The organism is Micromonospora citrea (assembly GCF_900090315.1).
GTDB classification, from domain to species: Bacteria; Actinomycetota; Actinomycetes; order Mycobacteriales; family Micromonosporaceae; genus Micromonospora; species Micromonospora citrea.
The window spans coordinates 2,764,373-2,781,395 of the sequence record NZ_FMHZ01000002.1 but is presented as its reverse complement, the minus strand read 5'-3'; the positions used below and the strand labels follow the sequence as shown (position 1 = coordinate 2,781,395).

General features: G+C 74.7%; 20 protein-coding genes. 10 read left to right on the top strand and 10 right to left on the bottom strand.

Annotated features, from left to right (window positions below; all coding sequences use genetic code 11):
* Window positions 1–14: 14 nt before the first annotated feature.
* Both GA0070606_RS12670 and GA0070606_RS12665 read left to right on the top strand, forming a co-directional pair.
* Window positions 15–884, top strand: a complete 870-nt coding sequence (locus GA0070606_RS12670) for a PhzF family phenazine biosynthesis protein (protein WP_091098409.1) — start codon at window positions 15–17, stop codon at window positions 882–884.
* Between the two features lie 164 nt (window positions 885–1,048).
* Window positions 1,049–1,558, top strand: a complete 510-nt coding sequence (locus GA0070606_RS12665; RefSeq protein WP_091098406.1) for a hypothetical protein — start codon at window positions 1,049–1,051, stop codon at window positions 1,556–1,558.
* A 221-nt stretch (window positions 1,559–1,779) separates the two neighbouring features.
* Here the strand turns inward: GA0070606_RS12665 and GA0070606_RS12660 are convergent, their stop codons facing one another.
* Window positions 1,780–2,499, bottom strand: coding sequence for an HAD family hydrolase (locus GA0070606_RS12660; RefSeq protein ID WP_091098402.1), 720 nt, complete (start codon window positions 2,497–2,499; stop codon window positions 1,780–1,782).
* 106 nt (window positions 2,500–2,605) lie between these two features.
* On the opposite strand from GA0070606_RS12660, the gene GA0070606_RS12655 reads away from it, so the two are divergent.
* The 3 genes from GA0070606_RS12655 (at window position 2,606) to GA0070606_RS12645 (ending at window position 5,673) form a co-directional block, all read left to right on the top strand.
* Window positions 2,606–3,556, top strand: coding sequence for a DMT family transporter (locus tag GA0070606_RS12655; protein ID WP_091098399.1), 951 nt, complete (start codon window positions 2,606–2,608; stop codon window positions 3,554–3,556).
* Window positions 3,557–3,760: 204 nt separating this feature from the next.
* Window positions 3,761–4,285 (top strand): SigE family RNA polymerase sigma factor, encoded by a 525-nt coding sequence (locus GA0070606_RS12650; RefSeq protein WP_091107660.1) that lies wholly within the window; start codon window positions 3,761–3,763, stop codon window positions 4,283–4,285.
* Window positions 4,282–5,673, top strand: a complete 1,392-nt coding sequence (locus GA0070606_RS12645; protein WP_091098395.1) for a WD40 repeat domain-containing protein — start codon at window positions 4,282–4,284, stop codon at window positions 5,671–5,673. The genes GA0070606_RS12650 and GA0070606_RS12645 overlap by 4 nt, the downstream gene beginning before the upstream one ends.
* Window positions 5,674–5,926: 253 nt before the next feature.
* Here the strand turns inward: GA0070606_RS12645 and GA0070606_RS12640 are convergent, their stop codons facing one another.
* Window positions 5,927–6,709, bottom strand: coding sequence for a GNAT family N-acetyltransferase (locus tag GA0070606_RS12640; protein ID WP_091098392.1), 783 nt, complete (start codon window positions 6,707–6,709; stop codon window positions 5,927–5,929).
* 93 nt (window positions 6,710–6,802) lie between these two features.
* Window positions 6,803–7,627 carry an SDR family NAD(P)-dependent oxidoreductase gene (locus tag GA0070606_RS12635; RefSeq protein ID WP_091098387.1) on the bottom strand — a complete coding sequence of 275 codons (825 nt, stop codon included), beginning with the start codon at window positions 7,625–7,627 and terminating at the stop codon, window positions 6,803–6,805.
* 128 nt (window positions 7,628–7,755) lie between these two features.
* Here GA0070606_RS12635 and GA0070606_RS12630 point away from each other — a divergent pair, with 128 nt between their 5' ends.
* The gene (locus GA0070606_RS12630) at window positions 7,756–8,712 is read left to right on the top strand and encodes an HpcH/HpaI aldolase/citrate lyase family protein (RefSeq protein WP_091098383.1); all 957 of its coding nucleotides are present in this window, start codon (window positions 7,756–7,758) and stop codon (window positions 8,710–8,712) included.
* 57 nt (window positions 8,713–8,769) lie between these two features.
* On the opposite strand, the gene GA0070606_RS12625 is transcribed toward GA0070606_RS12630, so the two are convergent.
* Window positions 8,770–9,282, bottom strand: coding sequence for a DUF4190 domain-containing protein (locus GA0070606_RS12625; protein WP_091098379.1), 513 nt, complete (start codon window positions 9,280–9,282; stop codon window positions 8,770–8,772).
* Between the two features lie 188 nt (window positions 9,283–9,470).
* Between GA0070606_RS12625 and GA0070606_RS12620 the strand changes: the two genes are divergently transcribed.
* Window positions 9,471–10,307, top strand: a complete 837-nt coding sequence (locus GA0070606_RS12620) for an SDR family NAD(P)-dependent oxidoreductase (protein ID WP_176737536.1) — start codon at window positions 9,471–9,473, stop codon at window positions 10,305–10,307.
* 10 nt (window positions 10,308–10,317) lie between these two features.
* Here the strand turns inward: GA0070606_RS12620 and GA0070606_RS12615 are convergent, their stop codons facing one another.
* Window positions 10,318–10,845: a DUF4190 domain-containing protein gene (locus tag GA0070606_RS12615; RefSeq protein WP_091098373.1), complete on the bottom strand. Its 528-nt coding sequence runs from the start codon at window positions 10,843–10,845 to the stop codon at window positions 10,318–10,320.
* A gap of 173 nt (window positions 10,846–11,018) precedes the next feature.
* On the opposite strand from GA0070606_RS12615, the gene GA0070606_RS12610 reads away from it, so the two are divergent.
* Both GA0070606_RS12610 and GA0070606_RS12605 read left to right on the top strand, forming a co-directional pair.
* Entirely contained in the window at window positions 11,019–12,215 is a 1,197-nt protein-coding gene (locus tag GA0070606_RS12610; RefSeq protein WP_091098369.1) for an acyl-CoA dehydrogenase family protein, read from the top strand.
* A gap of 255 nt (window positions 12,216–12,470) precedes the next feature.
* Complete coding sequence (locus GA0070606_RS12605; RefSeq protein WP_091098365.1) at window positions 12,471–12,824, top strand: hypothetical protein; 354 nt, start codon at window positions 12,471–12,473, stop codon at window positions 12,822–12,824.
* 66 nt (window positions 12,825–12,890) lie between these two features.
* Here the strand turns inward: GA0070606_RS12605 and GA0070606_RS12600 are convergent, their stop codons facing one another.
* Genes GA0070606_RS12600 through GA0070606_RS12590 form a run of 3 tightly spaced genes read right to left on the bottom strand, consistent with a single transcriptional unit; the run spans window position 12,891 to window position 15,119 of the window.
* On the bottom strand, window positions 12,891–13,298 hold the full coding sequence (locus tag GA0070606_RS12600) for a CoA-binding protein (RefSeq protein ID WP_091098361.1): 408 nt from the start codon (window positions 13,296–13,298) through the stop codon (window positions 12,891–12,893).
* A gap of 22 nt (window positions 13,299–13,320) precedes the next feature.
* The gene (locus tag GA0070606_RS12595; RefSeq protein WP_091098358.1) at window positions 13,321–14,046 is read right to left on the bottom strand and encodes a hypothetical protein; all 726 of its coding nucleotides are present in this window, start codon (window positions 14,044–14,046) and stop codon (window positions 13,321–13,323) included.
* A gap of 23 nt (window positions 14,047–14,069) precedes the next feature.
* Window positions 14,070–15,119, bottom strand: a complete 1,050-nt coding sequence (locus tag GA0070606_RS12590; RefSeq protein ID WP_091098356.1) for an Rv2578c family radical SAM protein — start codon at window positions 15,117–15,119, stop codon at window positions 14,070–14,072.
* 101 nt (window positions 15,120–15,220) lie between these two features.
* Here GA0070606_RS12590 and GA0070606_RS12585 point away from each other — a divergent pair, with 101 nt between their 5' ends.
* Entirely contained in the window at window positions 15,221–15,640 is a 420-nt protein-coding gene (locus tag GA0070606_RS12585; RefSeq protein WP_091098352.1) for a thiol-disulfide oxidoreductase DCC family protein, read from the top strand.
* Here the strand turns inward: GA0070606_RS12585 and GA0070606_RS12580 are convergent.
* Both GA0070606_RS12580 and GA0070606_RS12575 read right to left on the bottom strand, forming a co-directional pair.
* The gene (locus GA0070606_RS12580) at window positions 15,604–16,521 is read right to left on the bottom strand and encodes an HTTM domain-containing protein (protein ID WP_091098348.1); all 918 of its coding nucleotides are present in this window, start codon (window positions 16,519–16,521) and stop codon (window positions 15,604–15,606) included. The two genes, GA0070606_RS12585 and GA0070606_RS12580, sit on opposite strands and share 37 nt — an antisense overlap.
* Window positions 16,518–16,958: a hypothetical protein gene (locus GA0070606_RS12575; protein WP_091098344.1), complete on the bottom strand. Its 441-nt coding sequence runs from the start codon at window positions 16,956–16,958 to the stop codon at window positions 16,518–16,520. The genes GA0070606_RS12580 and GA0070606_RS12575 overlap by 4 nt, the downstream gene beginning before the upstream one ends.
* Between the last annotated feature and the right edge of the window lie 65 nt (window positions 16,959–17,023).

Genomic DNA, 17,023 nt, shown 5'->3' with positions numbered 1-17,023 from the left:
TAGTGTCTATCAACATGTCGACCTTGGCCTACGAGATCGTGGACGTCTTCACCGACCGCCCGTTCGCCGGCAACCCGCTGGCCGTGGTGTTCGGCGCCGAAGCGCTGGCCACCGATCAGATGCAGGCGCTCGCGCGTGAGTTCAACCTCTCCGAGACGGTGTTCGTCCTCCCGCCCACCCAGGTCGGCGCCACCTACCGGGCCCGCATCTTCACCCCCGTCGAGGAACTGCCCTTCGCGGGGCATCCCAGCGTCGGCGCGGCGGTGACGGCGAGCCGCCGGGGCATGTTCGGCGTGGGGCAGGTCACCCAGGAGTGCGGCGCGGGCGTGTTGCCGATCGAGGTGACCGCGACCGGGGCCACGCTGACCGGCGGCGTCCCCACCCTCGGCCCCGAGCTGGATCCGGAGCCGTTGCTGGAGATGGCGGGGCTCAGCGCGGACGACCACGCCGGCCCGGCGCCCCGGGTGGCCGGCTGCGGGTTGGAGTTTCCCTACCTTCCGGTCCGTCCGGACGCGGTCGCCCGCGCCCGGGTCAACGCGGCGGCGGCACAGCGATACGGAGTCGAGCACGTCAGCGTCTTCTCCTGGGACGCCGCGGCGCAAACCGCGCACGCCCGGGTCTTCGTTCCCGGGGTCGGCGTGCCGGAGGACCCGGGAACCGGTTCGGCCGCCCTGGGCCTCGGGGTGTGGCTGGTCGCCAGCGGCCTGCTGCCCGCCGACGGGCGCGCGGCGTACACCGTCCACCAGGGCGTCGAGATCAACCGCCCGTCCGTGCTGGCCTGCACGGTGACCGCCGCCGGCGGCCAGGCCGTCGGCGCCACCGTGGCCGGCGACGTGATGCCGGTGGCCCGGGGCGAGATCATGGTCCCCCCGTTCGTCGGCTGAGGGTTCGTCAGCTCGGCTGGAGGTCGCGGTGGGTTCTGGGAAGGCCGCGCGCGGGCCGCGTTCCGCGTGCTCGGACCTGTGGAACCCCGCGCGACCCGTGCCGCGACGCGGCCGGGAGCCGGGCGGCGCTGACGGAGCCGGGGCGGGTGCGGGAGGATGCCGGTGTGACCGACGCGGACCGGACCAGCACGCCGCTGGTCGACGAGGCGATGAAGAAGGCCGCCGTGGCCTGGGTGAGCGTGCCCGGCGGGCCGGCGCTCGCGCTCTGGTGCGTGCCCCTGGAGGGCGCGCTCTTCGTGGTCAGCGGCCCGGGCGAGCAGTCCGCGCCGGGGCTGGCCGACGCCACGGAAGCCCAGGTCACCCTGCGCGGCGACCACGGCGGGCGGATCGTCACCTGGCCGGCCCGGGTGAGCCGCCTGGCGCCGGGCACCGAGCACTGGGAGACCACCGCCCCGCTGGTGGCCGCGAAGCGGCTGAACGCGCCCGGGCCGACCGCCGAGCTGGTGGCCCGCTGGGCGGCCGACGGCTGCGCGCTCAACCGGCTGACCCCGGCCGGTGATCCGCTCGCCGGGGCCGAACTGCCCGCCGGCTCGCTCGCGGAGGTGCCCCGGGAGGCGCCGGTGGTCCGCGCGACCCGCAAGCCGTTCCGCCTGCACCGCGTTCGCCGCCGCTGACCCGTCCACCCCGCCGTCCCCGCCGCATTCGCGTCCGCCGCCGCTGACCCATCCACCCCGCCGTCCCCGCCGCATTCGCGTCCGCCGCCGCTGAGCCGCCCGCCCCGCGTCCGCCGCCGCCGACCCGCCCGCGCCGCGTCCGCCGCCGCTGGCCCGCCCGTGCCGCGTCCGCCCGCCTCACCGTCCCCGCCGACCCGCCCGCGCGTGGGCCGGGGCGCGGGTCAGGTGCCGCAGCCGGCCGGCACCGGCGCGTCCACCGCCCGGGAGACCAGGTCGACCACCTCGTCGAGCGAGCGCAGCACCGGCCCGCGCCACGCCGCGTCGGCGTTGAACACCATGTGCTCGGCCAGGTCCGGCGCGGCCAGCCGCACCGCGGTCATGCCGGCCCGTTCCGCCCCGGTCAGTTCCTGGCTGCCGCCGTCGCCGACGTAGAGGCAGTCCGCGGCGGCCACGCCGAGCCGCCGGCACGCCGCCTGGTAGAGCGCCGGATCCGGCTTGCAGCGGCCGACCTGCACCGAGAAGACCCGGACGTCGAGCAGCGGGGCGACCGGCAGTTGGGGCAGGAACGCCGGCAGTTCGTGCGTGCAGTCGCTGATCACCCCCGTCCGCAGGCCGTGGCGGCGCAGCGCGGCCAGCATGGGCACCGCCTCGTCCCGCAGCCGGGTGTCGGCGCGTACGGCCCGGTGGCGGGAGGCCACCGCCGAGCGGACCGCGTCGTCGGAGGGACGTACGCCGACCTGCTCGCACACCCAGCGCAGGGTCGCCTCGGCGTTGCCGAACCGCCCGCAGGCACGTTCGTAGAAGGTGCGGTCGAGCACGTCGACGAGGACGCCGGGCGGGCATCCGAGCAGCTCGGCGGTCGACCGGTGCGCCTCGCCCCGCTGCACGGAACGGGTCAGCGTGCCGAAGAAGTCGAACAGCACCGCCTGGAAGGTGGGCATGGGGGAGCGCCTCCGGGCGGTCGAGGGGTCGCCGGCGCGGACAGCCGTGATCGTAACCGAGCGTTGACGGTCCGTGCTGGCCGGCGTCATGTGAGGATTGCTCCCCGTGTCCACCGCACCGCACCGCCCGCCCCTCGACCCGGTGACCACCGGGGCGCTCGCCCTGGCCGTCGTGGCCGTCTCGTCGTCCGCCCCGCTGGTGGCCTTCGCGGCGGCGCCCGCGCTGGCCGTCGCGTTCTGGCGCAACCTGCTCGCGGCCGCGGTGCTCGGCCCGTACGCGCTCGGGCGGCGGCGGGCCGAGTTCCGGTCGCTGACGGTGGGCGCCGGGCGGCGCGAGGGGCTCTACTGCGTCCTGTCCGGCGTCGCGCTCGCCGCCCACTTCGCCACCTGGATGCCGAGCGCCCAGCTCACCTCGGTCGCCGCGGCGACGGCGCTGGGCGCCACCCAACCGGTCTGGCAGGGACTGATCGCCCGTGGCCAGGGTCGCCGGCTGCCGCCGGCCGTGTGGGCCGGCATCGGCGTGGCGGTCGCCGGGGCGGCCCTCGCCACCGGGGCCGACTTCGCCGTCTCGGGCCGGGCCTTCGCCGGCGACCTGCTCGCGGTGGTCGGCGGCATGTTCGCGGCGGTCTACACCGCGTTCGGCGAGCGGGCCCGCACGACGATCAGCACCACGACGTACACCACCATCTGCTACGGCGTCTGCGCGCTGCTCCTGCTGGTCGTCTGCCTGGTCGGCGGAGTGCCGCTGACCGGCTTCGACGCCGGCACCTGGGCCGCCGTGCTCGCCCTGGTGGCCGGTGCCCAACTGCTCGGGCACTCGATGTTCAACTACGCGCTGCGCCGCGTCTCGGCGACCACCGTCAGCGTGCTGGTCCTGCTGGAGGCGCCGGGGGCGGCCCTGATCGGCTGGGCCTGGCTGGGCCAGCTGCCCCGGGCCACCGCCCTGCCCGGCCTGGCGCTGCTGCTGGCCGGCGTCGCGGTGGTGGTGCTCGGCGCCCGTCGCGTCCCACCGGCGTCCACCGCCGTCCCGGCCGACGCCGGCCCGCTGCCCGACTGATCCGCGTCCGTGCCGCGCCGGCCCGCCGCTTGACTCGTCCCGCCCCGTCGCGCCGTCGTCCCGGCGGGCGTCGTGCCGGTCGCCGCCGGGGCGGAAGAGCTGCGGAACCAGGTGGCGGTCACCGCCGTCGCGGTGACCGCCGGCGGGCGGGTTCCCTCCGGGACGACCCCTGCCCGCGTCTGCCTGGGTGAGGAGGGCTGTTCGTTGACTGCTGAGGACCGCGCCCGAGCCGGCTTCGCCGAGTTCGTCCGCGAGGAGACGACCGGGCTGACCCGGTTCGCCTACCTGCTCACCGGCGACCGGCACCACGCCGAGGATCTGGTGCAGGTGGCGTTCGCCCGGGTGGCCGTGCGTTGGGAACGGCTCGACGATCCGGGGGCGTACCTGCGCCGGGTGCTCTACACGCAGGCCGCGAGCTGGTGGCGGTGGCGACGGGCCCGCCCGCCCGAGCAACTGGGCGCGGCGCTGCCCGAGCGGGCCGCCGCGCCCGACGACGTCGACCTGCGGCTGGCGCTGCGGGCGGCGCTGGACCGGTTGACGGTCCGGCAGCGGGCCGTGCTGGTGCTGCGCTACTACGAGGACCGCAGCGAGGCCGAGACCGCAGTACTGCTCGGTTGCCGGCTCGGCACCGTCAAGAGCCAGACGCGACACGCCCTCAGCAGGCTGCGCGCCCTCGCCCCCGAGTTGGCCGAGCTGGTCGGCCGGAAACCGCAGGAGGTGTACCGATGACCGAGCGACTCACCGCGGCGTTGCACGGACTGGCCGACGGCGTGCCGGCCGCCACCGTGCCGGAGGATCTCTTCGACACCGCGCGGCGCCGGCACCGTGGGCGTCGGGCCGCCGCGGCCGGCGCGCTGGCCGTCCTGGTGCTGGTCCTCAGCGTCGGGTACGCGCTGCGCCCGGTCGCCCCGCCGGCTCCCGCGGCCTCGCGCGTCGACGCGCCCGGCCTGCCGTCCCGCCTGGTCGCGCCGGGACTGTTCACGGCGTCCGTCGAGGGATCGCCGCCCGGCCCGGCGGCGGCGCTGTTCGGCGGCCCGGCGGTCCGCAGCGACTGGCACGAGACCCGGATGGCGGTGGTGGCCGCCGGAACCGACCGCTACCGCCGGTTGGACGCCGGCCCGGCCTCGCCCGGTTTCGACGCGCTGCTCTCCCCGGACGGCCGGTACGTCTGGGCCGGCGGGCGGCTGTTCGACCTGACCACGGGTGAGCACACCGGCGCCGACGTGCGGGGGCACCCGCTGGCCTTCGCGCCCGACGGCAGGCGGCTCGCCTACGCGGCGGAGGACACCTTCACCCCGCCGAACACCTACGCCACCCCGCACGTCGGCCTGTACGACCGGGAACGCCGGGCCGACGTGTTGCGGGTCCCGGTCGGCACCGCGTGGGTGCACCCCGGGCGGGCGGCCGTGACCCGGGACGGGGGTGCCCTCGCCGTCCAGGTCCGCAACGAGGTGTGGCTGACCCGGGTCGCCGACGCGGGCGCCGACGGCACCGCCGCGCCCTACCTGAAGCTGTCGGTGGGTGACGGGCGACTGGCCGGGCCGGGCGCGTGGCTGCCCGACGGGCAGTCGGTGGCCGTGGTGCTGCGGACCGTCTGCGGGCGCTGCCCCGGCCCGGTGCCGACCTACCGGCGTAGCTGGCAACTGGCCGTCCCGCCCTGGTCGACCGCCTCCTCCTTCCCGGCGGTGGATTCCGCCACCTTCCTGCAGGTGCTCGGCTGGCGGTCGGCGGACGAGGCGGTCGCGCTGGTGGGCGTGCCCGGGCCGGACGCGGTCAACCACCCGGACGAGCACGACATCGCGAGCAGCCCCTACCACGAGCCGGGCACGGTGGCCGTCCAGGTGGTGCTGCTGCGCCGGGGCGCCGCCGCACCCGAGGTGCTGTGGCGCACCCCGGACGGCGTCACCGAGCTCTCGGTCGCCGCCGACCTCGCGGTCGACGGCGCGGTCCGGACGGCGGGCGAGCCCGACTTCGGCCCGCCGCCGTCCTGGCTGGTCGCCCTCGGGCTGGCCGGCGTGACCCTGCTGGTCGCGGCCGGGGTCGGGCTGGTGGGCGTCCGACGGAGGCGGCGACGTGCGCGCCCGGCGGCTGAGGCGGCGCCCGCGCCGGCCGGCTGAGGCAGCGCCCGCGCCGGCCGGGTGAGGCGGCGTCGCGCCGGGCGGGTGTGGCGGCGTCCGCGCCGGGCGGGGTGTGGTGGCGTCGCGCCGGGCGGGTGTGGCGGCGTCCGCGCCGCGCGGGGTGTGGTGGCGTCCGCGCCGGGCGGGGTGTGGTGGCGTCCGCGCCGGGTGGGGGTGTGGCGGCGCGCGGCCGGGCCGACGAGGGGGCGTCCGGGCCCGCGCGCCGCCTGCGGCTCGCACGGCCACCGCGCCGTCAGGCCTCGTGGACCTCCAGCACGCGGGCCGTGGGCGCGGCGTCGCCCAGCGCTTCCCGCAGCGCCAGCCGCTCCGGATCCGCCAGGAAGGCGTCGTAGCCGTCCCGGGTGTCGAACCGGATCAGGTGCACCTCGGCGTGCCCGTCGCCGGTGCGCAGCCGGCGCTCCAGCCGCCCGCCGTGCCGCCCGAGCAGGCCCAGCACCGCGTCCTCGTACCGCCTGCCGGCCTCGACCTCGGGCAGGTCGACCAGGGCGACCACGCGCACGGCGGCGGCCGGATCGGTGACCAGCGACCTCCAGAACTGGTGGTCGACGTGGCCGCCGGGGATGCCCTCCCGGCGCCCGGTGTCCAGGTAGCCGTTGCGGCGGTAGAACTCCGGCGCCTGGAACGAGAACGACGCGACCGAGATCTGGGTGCAGCCGCGCCGGCGGGCCTCCTCCTCGGCGGCGCGCAGCAGCCGGCCGCCCCAGCCCTTCCCGCGGCGGTCCTCGCGTACCCAGATCGTGTTGATCCCGGCGCAGCCGCCCCACGTCCAGCCGGTCAGCCCGGCGACGATCTCGCCGTCGGCGTCGGTGACCCGCACGGAGAGGTCGGCCTCGTCGTCCGCGCCGGTCGCCCGGTTGTTGAAGGCCGTCAGCTCGGCGTCGATCCGGGCGGCCAGTTCCTGGTCCGCGCCGAGGACGCGCAACGTGTCGCCGGCCGAGCCGGGAGCGGCGTCCGCCGGCCGACCGGCCGCGTCCCCTGGGGCGTGTGCGGTGGCGGTGTCGTTCCCCGTCGTCATGCGGCGAAGTATCGCAGCGTGGCGATCACGCGGGACACCGCTCAGGCCGGCGTGGCCGGTGCGCGCTGCGGGCCGGGGCGGTGTCGGCGTGCCTCACGCCGGGACGCCGACCGCCTCGGCGCTGGCCGCCCAGAGCCGCGCGGCGAGCTGCGGGTCGGCCGCCTTGCGCAGCGGCCGGCGGGGCCGCCGGTCGGCGTAGTAGCCGCCGGTGCGCAGCCGCGACGGATCCTGGTTGGCGAGCCAGACCAGCGTCTCGGCCCCCTTCTCGGGGCTGCGGAACGGCAGCATCCGCATGCCCACGGCCACCAGCCGGCTGTCGTTGCCGAACCGGGTGCGCACCACCCCGGGGTGGAAGCAGTACGCCGGGACGTCAGGCCAGCGCCGGGCCGCCTCGGCGGTGAACAGGATGTTCGCCTGCTTGCTGGTGCCGTACGCGCGCATCGGGCGGTAGCGGCGCAGCGGCGCGTTCAGGTCGCCGGGGTCGAGCACGCCGCTGCGGTGCGCGCCGGAGGCGGTCACCACCATCCGGCCGATCCGGTCCCGCAGCAGGTTGCTGAGCAGGAACGGGGCCAGGTGGTTGGCCTGGATCGACAGCTCGAAACCGTCGACGGTGGTGAGCGGCTGGAGGACGATCGCGCCGGCGTTGTTGGCCAGCACGTCGATCCGGTCGTACGCGGCCCGCAGCTTCTCGGCCAGCCGGCGCACGTCGTCCAGCACCGCGAAGTCGGCCCGGAACAGCTCGGGCCGCTCGCCGGACGCCTCCCGGACCTGCTCCGCCGCGGCCTGGAGCCGGGCCGGGTCCCGGCCGACCAGTACCACCTGGTCGTTTCGGCGCGCCAGGTCGACGGCGGCCGCCAGCCCGATACCCGAACTGGCCCCGGTCACCACCACCAGTCGACGCCCAGTGAGATCTTCCACAGGTCCATTCACCCCGGTCACGGCACGAGGTTACCGTGGCGTCACAAAGCCCTCCGGGTTCGTCAGGTCTTCGCATTCTCGTCAGGTTGGCGTCGGCGTGCCCGCCGCACGCTGGAAGGAGCGCATCCATGGCCGCAGTCGGTCGCCCCCGCCGGTCCTGCCTCGCGGTACCCGGCTCCAGCGTCAAGATGCTCGGCAAGGCCCAGGGCCTCCCCGCCGACCAGGTCTTCCTCGACCTGGAGGACGCGGTCGCCCCGCTGGCAAAGCCCGACGCCCGCAAGAACATCGTCGCGGCGCTCAACGAGGGCGACTGGTCGGGCAAGACCCGGGTCGTACGCGTCAACGACCTCACGACTCCGTGGACCTACCGGGACGTCATCGACGTGGTCGAGGGCGCCGGCGCCAACCTCGACTGCATCATGCTGCCGAAGGTGCAGAACGCGGCCCAGGTGCAGTGGCTCGACATGACGCTCACCCAGCTGGAGAAGACCCTGGGGCTGGAGGTCGGCCGGATCGGCATCGAGGCGCAGATCGAGAACGCCGCCGGCCTGGTCAACATCGACTCCATCGCCGCCGCCTCGCCCCGGGTCGAGACGATCATCTTCGGCCCGGCCGACTTAATGGCCTCGATCAACATGAAGTCCCTGGTGGTGGGCGCCCTCATCCCGGACTACCCGGGCGACCCGTACCACTACATCCTCATGCGGATCCTGATGGCCGCGCGGATGCACGACAAGCAGGCCATCGACGGCCCGTTCCTGCAGATCCGCGACGTGGACGGGTTCCGCGAGGTGGCCAAGCGCTCGGCGGCGCTCGGCTTCGACGGCAAGTGGGTGCTGCACCCGGGCCAGATCGACGCCGCGAACGAGGTCTACTCGCCGACCCAGGACGACTACGACCACGCCGAGCTGATCCTCGACGCGTACGAGCACTACACCTCCGAGGCGGGCGGCAGGCTCGGCGCCGTGATGCTCGGCGACGAGATGATCGACGAGGCGTCCCGCAAGATGGCCCTCGTGGTCGCGGCGAAGGGCCGCGCCGCGGGCATGACCCGGACCTCGTCCTTCACCCCGCCGGCGGAGTAGTCCCGCCGGAACCGACGATCCGTGCCGCCCCGGTGCACACCGGGGCGGCACCGTCGTTCAGTAGCTGCTGCTGCCGCTGTCCGCCTGGCTGATCGCGAAGATGATGATCCCCACGTAGAAGATGATGCCCACCACGACCAGGCCGGTGAGGATCCAGCCGATGATGATGGCGGCCTTCGCCATGCCTTCGCCGCCCTCGCCGGTCTGCCGGATCTGCTTCTGCGCGACGTGACCGAGGATCGCGCCGACCGGCGCCGTGATGCAGGACGCGAAGCCGACGAGGGCGAGCACCAGGGCGGCGATCGCGATGCCGTTGGTCCGCTGCGGCGCGGCGTAGCCGTACATCGGGTAGGCCGGCGGCGGATATCCGGCGACCGCGGGCTGGCCCGTGGCCTGCTTCACGTCGGCGTACGGGTCGCCGCCCGCGTACGGGTCCGCCGGGGCGTACGGGTCGGCGGTGGCGGGCTGGGCGGGCACGGGCTGACCGCTCACCGGGTCGGCGGGCGGGCTCGACTGCTGGCCCGACCACGCCGGGTCGTTCCAGCCGCCGGAGGGCGGGGGGTATGTCATTCGTCTACTCCGTTGGGTCGGGTGCGCCCGTCAGGGTAGTCACGCCCTCCCACACGCAAGGGCTCGCCGCCCGGGTGTGCCGCGTTGCCCGGGCCCGGGTGAGCGGGCAGGATCCTGGCATGGTGATTGACGCGCGAGCCGCGGACCGCTCCGGAAGTCGACCGAGACGGGACGCGAGCCGTCCCGGGCTGGCCCGGCGCAGCCGCGCCGCCGCCCCGGCGGGTCCCGCCGGCGTCGACGACCCGGCGCCGCTGCCCGACCCGGTGACGATGCGGCTCGACGGGAAGGTCGCCCTGGTCACGGGGGCGGGCAGCGCGGACGGCATCGGGTACGCGACGGCCCGCCGGCTGACCGACCTCGGCGCCCGGGTGGCCATCGTCTCCACCACCCGGCGCATCCACGAGCGGGCCAGCGAGCTGGGCGTGACCGGTTTCGTCGCGGACCTCACCGACGAGTCGGAGGTCGGGGCGCTCGCCGACGCGGTCACCGAGCAGCTCGGCGACGTGGAGGTGCTGGTCAACAACGCCGGCCTGGCCAGCCGGGCGAGCCCCGAGGTGCTGCGCCCGGTCGCCCAGCTCAGCTACGACGAGTGGCGCGGCGAGATCGACCGGAACCTGACCACCGCGTTCCTGTGCAGCCGGGCCTTCATCGGCGGGATGGCCGAGCGGGGCTGGGGTCGGATCGTCAACCTCGCGGCCACCGCCGGGCCGGTCAACGCGCTGCCGACCGAGGCGGCGTACGCGGCGGCCAAGGCGGGCGTGGTGGGGCTGACCCGGGCGCTGGCGATGGAGATGATCGCCGACGGGGTGACCGTGAACGCCGTCGCGCCGGGCACCATCCACACCGCGGCCTCAACGGTCGCGGAGATCAGGCAGGGCCTGGGCACCCCGGTCGGCCGCCCCGGCACGCCCGACGAGGTGGCCGCCGCGATCACCTTCCTCTGCTCGCCGGCCGCGTCGTACATCACCGGGCAGATGCTGGTGGTGGACGGCGGCAACAGCGTCCGCGAGGCGCAGTTCCGGTGACCCGGCGGCGTCAGTAGTTGGTGCCGCCGTCGCCGGCGACGACGACCAGGGCGATCCACCCGCAGCAGGCGAGCAGGCCCAGCCCGGTGAAGGCGTAGCTCAGGACGAGGCCCCAGGTGGCGAGCTGGTCACCCTCCTCGCCCGTGGTGCGGATCTGCCGCTTGGCCAGGTGCCCGAGGACGATGCCGGCGGGGGAGAACACGAACGCGAGCACCAGCGAGAGGATGGCCAGCACGTTCGTGCCGCCCGGCCGGGGACCGGATGGCGGGCCGTACTGCCCGTAGGGCACCTGCGGGGTGTACGGGGGCTGGTGCCCCCACTGCTGGCCGTGCGGCGGCTCGCCGGGCTGCTCGTAGGACGGCTGCCCGTACGCCGGCTGCTCGTAGGACGGCTGCTCCTGGGACGGCGGGCCGTACGACGGCGGTTCGGACCACGACGGCGGCGGCTCGGACCGCGACGGGTCGTGGCCCGGCGGGGGCTCCCAGGGCGACGACGGCCGGTCCGGATCGGGCGGGCCCGGCGGCGGTGGCTGGCTCACGGTCTCCTCCTGCCGGTGACGGATCGCGTCCCTCTTGCCGGACGCTACCCGCAGCGGTGAACCTTTTCACAGCGGTTGTGTGGACTGGTCACCTTGGCCTCACCGGCCAGGCGGCCGATACTGACCGAGCGTTCAGTTACCCATGAGTAAGGCGCCGACCCCCGGAGGCTGAGATGGCCCGACTCGCCCAGACGCCCGGCCTGACCGATGTGCAGCGGTCGATCCTGGAAACCGTCCGGGAGTTCGCCGACAAGGAGATCATCCCGCACGCGCAGCGGCTGGAGCACGCCGACGAGTACCCGACCGACATCCTCGACGGGATGCGCGAGATGGGCCTCTTCGGCCTCACCATCGACGAGGAGTACGGCGGGCTCGGCGAGTCCCTGCTGACGTACGCCCTCGTGGTGGAGGAGCTGTCCCGGGGCTGGATGTCGATCTCCGGCATCGTCAACACCCACTTCATCGTCGCGTACCTGATCTCCCAGCACGGCTCCGCCGAGCAGAAGGCCCGGCTGCTGCCGAAGATGGCCACCGGCGAGGTGCGCGGCGCCTTCTCGATGTCCGAGCCCGAGTGCGGCTCCGACGTCTCGGCGATCAAGACGAAGGCCGTCCGCGACGGCGACCGGTTCGTCATCAACGGCCAGAAGATGTGGCTGACCAACGGGGCGTACTCCTCGGTGGTGGCGACCCTGGTCAAGACCGACACCGGCGCCGACTCGGTCTACGGCAACATGAGCACCTTCCTGCTGGAGAAGGAGCCCGGCTTCGGCGAGACCGCCCCCGGCCTCACCATCCCCGGCAAGATCGACAAGATGGGCTACAAGGGCGTCGAGACCACCGAGATGGTGCTCGACGGCGTGACCGTCGGAGAGTCCGCCGTCCTCGGCGGAGCGGAGAAGGTCGGCCGCGGCTTCTACCAGATGATGGACGGCATCGAGGTCGGCCGGGTCAACGTGGCCGCCCGCGCCTGCGGCATCTCCATCCGCGCCTTCGAACTCGCCGTCGCGTACGCCCAGCAGCGCCACACCTTCGGCCAGCCCCTCGCCAGGCACCAGGCCGTCGCCTTCAAGCTCGCCGAGATGGGCACCAAGATCGAGGCCGCGCACGCCCTCATGGTCAACGCCGCCCGCCTCAAGGACGCCGGCCAGCGCAACGACGTCGAGGCCGGCATGGCCAAGCTGCTCGCCTCGGAATACTGCGCCGAGGTCGTCCAGGAGGCGTTCCGCATCCACGGCGGCTACGGCTACTCCAAGGAGTACGAGATCGAGCGGCTCATGCGCGAGGCCCCGTTCCTGCTCATCGGCGAGGGCACCTCGGAGATCCAGAAGACGATCATCTCCCGGGGCCTGCTCAAGGAGTACAAGCTCTGAGGCCGAGGGCCCCGTCGCGTCGGCGGGCGTCCTCGCAACGCCGGGCGTTCTCGCAGCGCCGGGCGTTCTCGCAGCGCCGGGCGTCCTCGTGTCGGCGGGCGTCCTCGTGTCGGCGGGCGTCCTCGTGTCGGCGGGCGTCCTCGTGTCGGCGGGCGCTCTCGTGTCGGCGGGCGCCGGCCCACCGCCGGTGTCGCCCGTCGGCTCCTGTGGAGCTGAGTCGTCTACGACATCACCCGACGGCGCGGTGCGCGGCTGGTGCACGAGATCCCCTGCGGCATGGTGTGGCTGCCGCACGACGTCACCCGGCGCGGTGCGCGGCTGGTGCACGACATCCCCTGCGGGATGGTGTGGCTGCCGCACGACGTCACCCGGCGCGGTGCGTGGATGGCCCACAGCGTCTCCGGCGGCGGGACACGTGGTTGGTTCACGGCCTCCCGGCATGGTGCGTGGCTGGTCCACGACGACACGCGGCGACGCGGTGCGTGGGCGGTCCACGACATCATCGGTGGGGGCGTGGCTCGTCCGCGCCGTCCCGCGTTGGCGCGGTGCCTGAATCGTCTGCGACATCAGCTCGACAGCGCGGAGCATGGCAAGCGCCGCCGCCGCTGAGCCCGCCGGGTGGCGAGACACGCCGTGCGCCCGTTGAGTCGAGCCGCACCGCCCGCCGCGCGTCGCTCAGCCGAGCCGGGTCAGGCCGGCGGCGGCGCGCTCCACGATCAGACAGCGGTCCTCGACGTAGTCGATGCCCGCCTCGGTGGCGATGCGGCGCGCCTCCGGCGAGACGATGCCGAGCTGCAACCAGACCGCCGGCGCGCCGATCGCCACCGCCTCGCGGACCACGTCGACCGCGTCCTCAGCCGGCCGGAACACGTCGACCAGGTCGACCGGGTGCGGGATGTCGGCAAGCGACCGGTGGACGCGCTCGCCGAACAGTTCGTCGGCCGTCGGGTTGACCGGGATGATGCGCCAGCCGTACCGCTGCATCTGCAACGGCACGCTGTGCGCGGCCTTGCGCGGGTCGCGGGACGCGCCCACGACGGCGATCACGGCGGAGTCGGCGAGGATCTGCTGAGCGGAGCGCACCCGCCGACTCTATCCTCGCCGCTCAGCCCTCGCCCGCGAGCGCGCTGCGCAGCCGGGCGTGCTCCTGCGGCGTGCCGATCGCCGCGCGGTGCTCGGGATGCGCGGCGTAGTGCTGGATCGCCCCGGCCAGCACGTCCGGCGCGACGTCCAGCTCACCGGTCTCGACGGCGGTGTGGCGGCGCGAGCCGATCCCCCGGAACCGGACCTGGTCGCGGCTGCGTACCGGCAGCCGCAGCACGTTGGAGTGCCGGTACGAAGGGCTCGGCACCGCCGGGTCCAGGGCCTCCCACGGCACCCGGACCTGCTGGAGCGGATGGCCGGCCTCGATCCCGTCCGGGGTCAGCGCGACGCTCGGCACCCGCCGCCAGAGGAGGACGGCCAGCAGTACGGCGAGCGGGCCGGCGAGGACTGGGTAGAACCACCACAGGTCGTCCCGGTCCGCGGCGAGCTGGTTCGCCGTCGTGTAGGTGAGGAAGGCGAGCAGGACCCAGCGGTAGCTCATCCGTGCCGTCGGCGGGACGAAGAAGGCACGCTCCCGCTCGTCCGTCCGCAGGTCACCGTCGCCCGGCTTGCCGAAAGCGCGCATGAGGCTCCACAGCAGCGCGACCAGTGGCACCAGGGTGAGCAGGGCAACCTGCCCGCTGGTGCGCGCCAATCCCGCTGCCAGCCCCCAGAAGAGGCCAACGGCCACCGCGACCGCCACCGCGACGCGCTGTCGACGCAGCGCACGATCGATCGTCTCCCGCACGCGGGCAGCGTATCGGCCTTCGTCTACATGAGAGTGAGCTGCTCGGCGTGCGGGGGCGCGGGTGCCGGGTCGGATGGGCGGCGGTCGTCACCGCGCTCGCCCCGGTGCAGGCCGTGCCGGCGCGCCGCGATCCGCACCCGCGCCGTCAGCTCCCGCTGGTAGGACTGCGGGGCGTAGGCGCCGGAGCGGTAGAGCTCGCGGTAGCGGGGGACCAGGTGCGGGAACTCGCGGCCGAGCCAGCTCGCGTACCACTCCCGGGCCCCGGGCCGCAGGTGCAGGGCCAACGGGGTCACGCTGGTCGCCCCGGCGGCGGCGATCGCCGCCACTGTCGCGTCGATCGACGCGTCGTCGTCGCTGAGCCCGGGCAGGATCGGCGCCATCAGCACCCCGACGTCGAAGCCGGCGTCGGTGAGCGCCCGCACCGCGTCCAGCCGCCGCCGCGGGCTGGGGGTGCCCGGCTCGACCGCGCGCCAGAGCCGCTCGTCGACGAAACCCACGGAGTACGAGACGCCGACCCGGGTCACCTCGGCGGCCTGGCGCAGCAGCGGCAGGTCCCGCAGGATCAGCGTGCCCTTGGTGAGGATCGAGAACGGGTTGGCGAAGTCGCGCAGCGCCGCGATGATCTGCGGCATGAGCTGGTAGCGCCCCTCGGCCCGCTGGTAGCAGTCGACGTTGGTGCCCATCGCGACGTGCGCGCCCCGCCAGCGCGGCGCGGCCAGCTCCCGCCGGACCAGCTCGCCCGCGTTGACCTTGACGATGACCTTCCGGTCGAAGTCCGCCCCGGCGTCGAGGTCGAGGTAGGTGTGCGTGTTCCGCGCAAAGCAGTATTTGCATGCATGGCTGCATCCGCGGTAGGGGTTGATCGTCCACTCGAAGGGGACGCGTGACGTGCCGGGCACCTTGTTGATGATCGACTTCGCCCGGATCTCGTAGAACGTCATGCCGCTGAAGCCCGGGGTGTCGAAGGTGCGGGCTACCGCGCCGGGCAGCGCCAGCGGCAGGGGTGGCGTCGCTGGCGCTGCCCGATCGGGGACCCCCTCGTCCGGGGGAGCGGAGAGGTTGTCCCAGCGCATGGCCCTCATTCGAACACGTGTGCGAGCAGAGCGCAAGCGGCCCGCCGTGTTCCCGCCCACCTCGCCGTCCGGCCGGCGCCCGGCGGGTGGAGGATGGGGGCATGGAGAGGTCGACGTTCGTCTACGACGGGGACTGCGCGTTCTGCACCCGCTGCGCCGAGTTCATCGACCGGCGCATCCCCACGGGCGTCCACGTGGTGCCGTGGCAGTTCGCGGACCTCGACGCGCTCGGCCTGACCGAGGCCGAGTGCGAGGAGGCGGTGCAGTGGGTCGGCGCGGACGGCTCCCGCGCGGCCGGCCCCGACGCGATCGCGAAGCTGCTCGGCGACAGCGGCCCGCTGTGGCGGGTGGCCGGCGTCGGCCTCCGGATCCCGCCGGTACGCGCCGCCGCCTGGCCCGCGTACCGCTGGGTGGCTCGCAACCGGCACCGGCTCCCGGGTGGAACGGCCGCCTGCGCGCTGCCGCAGGAGGCGCGGGAGCGTCTCTACGGCCCGTCCGGCCGGCCGGCCGCGGACGCCTGACCGGCCAGTGACGGCGCGGGGCCGGCGGCGTCGGAGGCCCGCCCGGTGTCCCGTCGGGCGCGGCCGAGCAGCCGGCGGCCCCAGACGACGGGCCGTACCCGCTCCAGCGGCAGGAAGCTGGTCATCGCCGCCAGGTGCGGGGCGAACGAGATGGTGATGGTCGCGATGGTGACCAGGTGGAACGAGTAGAAGAAGCCCACGGTCGCCAGCCGCCAGCGCTCCCGCAGCAGGAAGACCGCCGGGCTGAGCAGCTCGAACGCGACGATGCCGAACTGGGCGACGATCAGCAGGTACGGCACCGAGGCGATCAGGTCGGCAAGCTCGGTGCCGCGCCGGATGATCGCCCGGGCCAGCACCGAGCCGGTCAGCCAGTCCAGCCCGCCGAAGCGCAGCTTGGCCCAGGCGGCGAGGAAGTACGTGCAGATGACGGCGATCTGGGTGACCCGCAACGCCCAGCCGCCCGCCTCGGTGCGGGTGGTGTCGCCGTGCCGGGCCCGTCCGGCGGTGGGCAGGACGGCCAGCGCGACGAGCAGGCCGAACCGGTCGTGGTCGACCTTGCCGTAGCTCATCGCGACGATCATCCACTCGAAGTAGAGCGCGAAGACCGCCCAACCGAGCAACCGCGGTGCCCGGCCGGTCGCGGCGAGCAGGGCGAGCAGCAGCAGGGCCCAGAAGAGCACGGCGACCAGCGCCGGCGTGGGCGTGGGCAGCGGCAGGACCCGCCCGACGAGCAGCGGCTGGTAGAGCTCCCCGGGCACGGAGACGCGGGTGCGCACCCACGGGGTGAAGACGACCAGGTCGGCGGCGACGAAGAGATAGATCAGGGTCCGGAAGGCGGCCACCCGGCCGCGGGGCACCGGCTCGGTCAACCAGCGGGTCATCGGTGCGCCTTCCAGGAGACCACGGTCTCGTCGGTCCACCGGCCCGTGGGGCGGCCGTCCCGGATGCCGTGCCAGCGGATCACGATGCGGACCTCCACCAGCGCGGCCGCGCCGGGGTGGCGTTCGGCGTACGCGTCGGCGACCTCGGTGAGCAGCTCGGGGTCGGCGGCGTAGCGGTCCTGCTGGCCCTCGATCTCGGCGCGGCGGATGCCCGTGGCGCTCTCGCCCAGGTCGACGACCGCACCGGTGCTGTCGACGCCCTCGACGCGGGTGTCCGGGGCGGGGTGGCTGGGCGGGTTCGAGGTCGAGTACATCCGGAACGGGCCGAACGGGAAGTGGTCGTCGGTGCCCCAGACGGTGCCGGCGAGCAGGACGGCCAGGCCGAGGGCGGTGGCGGCGAGCCGGACAGCACGACCGCGGCGGGTCAAGGTCTCCATCGGGTCGTGACGATACGGGATGTACCGCCCGTCCCGGGTCCCTCCGACGGTCACATGTCACCGCC

Excerpts from the sequence above, each read along its gene's own strand:
- GA0070606_RS12670 (WP_091098409.1), top strand. The coding sequence starts at position 15 with ATGTCGACCTTGGCCTACGAGATCGTGGACGTCTTCACCGACCGCCCG.
- GA0070606_RS12610 (WP_091098369.1), top strand. The coding sequence starts at position 11,019 with ATGGCCCGACTCGCCCAGACGCCCGGCCTGACCGATGTGCAGCGGTCG.
- GA0070606_RS12625 (WP_091098379.1), bottom strand. The coding sequence starts at position 9,282 with ATGACATACCCCCCGCCCTCCGGCGGCTGGAACGACCCGGCGTGGTCG.
- GA0070606_RS12575 (WP_091098344.1), bottom strand. The coding sequence starts at position 16,958 with ATGGAGACCTTGACCCGCCGCGGTCGTGCTGTCCGGCTCGCCGCCACC.
- GA0070606_RS12580 (WP_091098348.1), bottom strand. The coding sequence starts at position 16,521 with ATGACCCGCTGGTTGACCGAGCCGGTGCCCCGCGGCCGGGTGGCCGCC.
- GA0070606_RS12630 (WP_091098383.1), top strand. The coding sequence starts at position 7,756 with ATGGCCGCAGTCGGTCGCCCCCGCCGGTCCTGCCTCGCGGTACCCGGC.
- GA0070606_RS12645 (WP_091098395.1), top strand. The coding sequence starts at position 4,282 with ATGACCGAGCGACTCACCGCGGCGTTGCACGGACTGGCCGACGGCGTG.
- GA0070606_RS12660 (WP_091098402.1), bottom strand. The coding sequence starts at position 2,499 with ATGCCCACCTTCCAGGCGGTGCTGTTCGACTTCTTCGGCACGCTGACC.
- GA0070606_RS12640 (WP_091098392.1), bottom strand. The coding sequence starts at position 6,709 with ATGACGACGGGGAACGACACCGCCACCGCACACGCCCCAGGGGACGCG.
- GA0070606_RS12590 (WP_091098356.1), bottom strand. The coding sequence starts at position 15,119 with ATGCGCTGGGACAACCTCTCCGCTCCCCCGGACGAGGGGGTCCCCGAT.
- GA0070606_RS12585 (WP_091098352.1), top strand. The coding sequence starts at position 15,221 with ATGGAGAGGTCGACGTTCGTCTACGACGGGGACTGCGCGTTCTGCACC.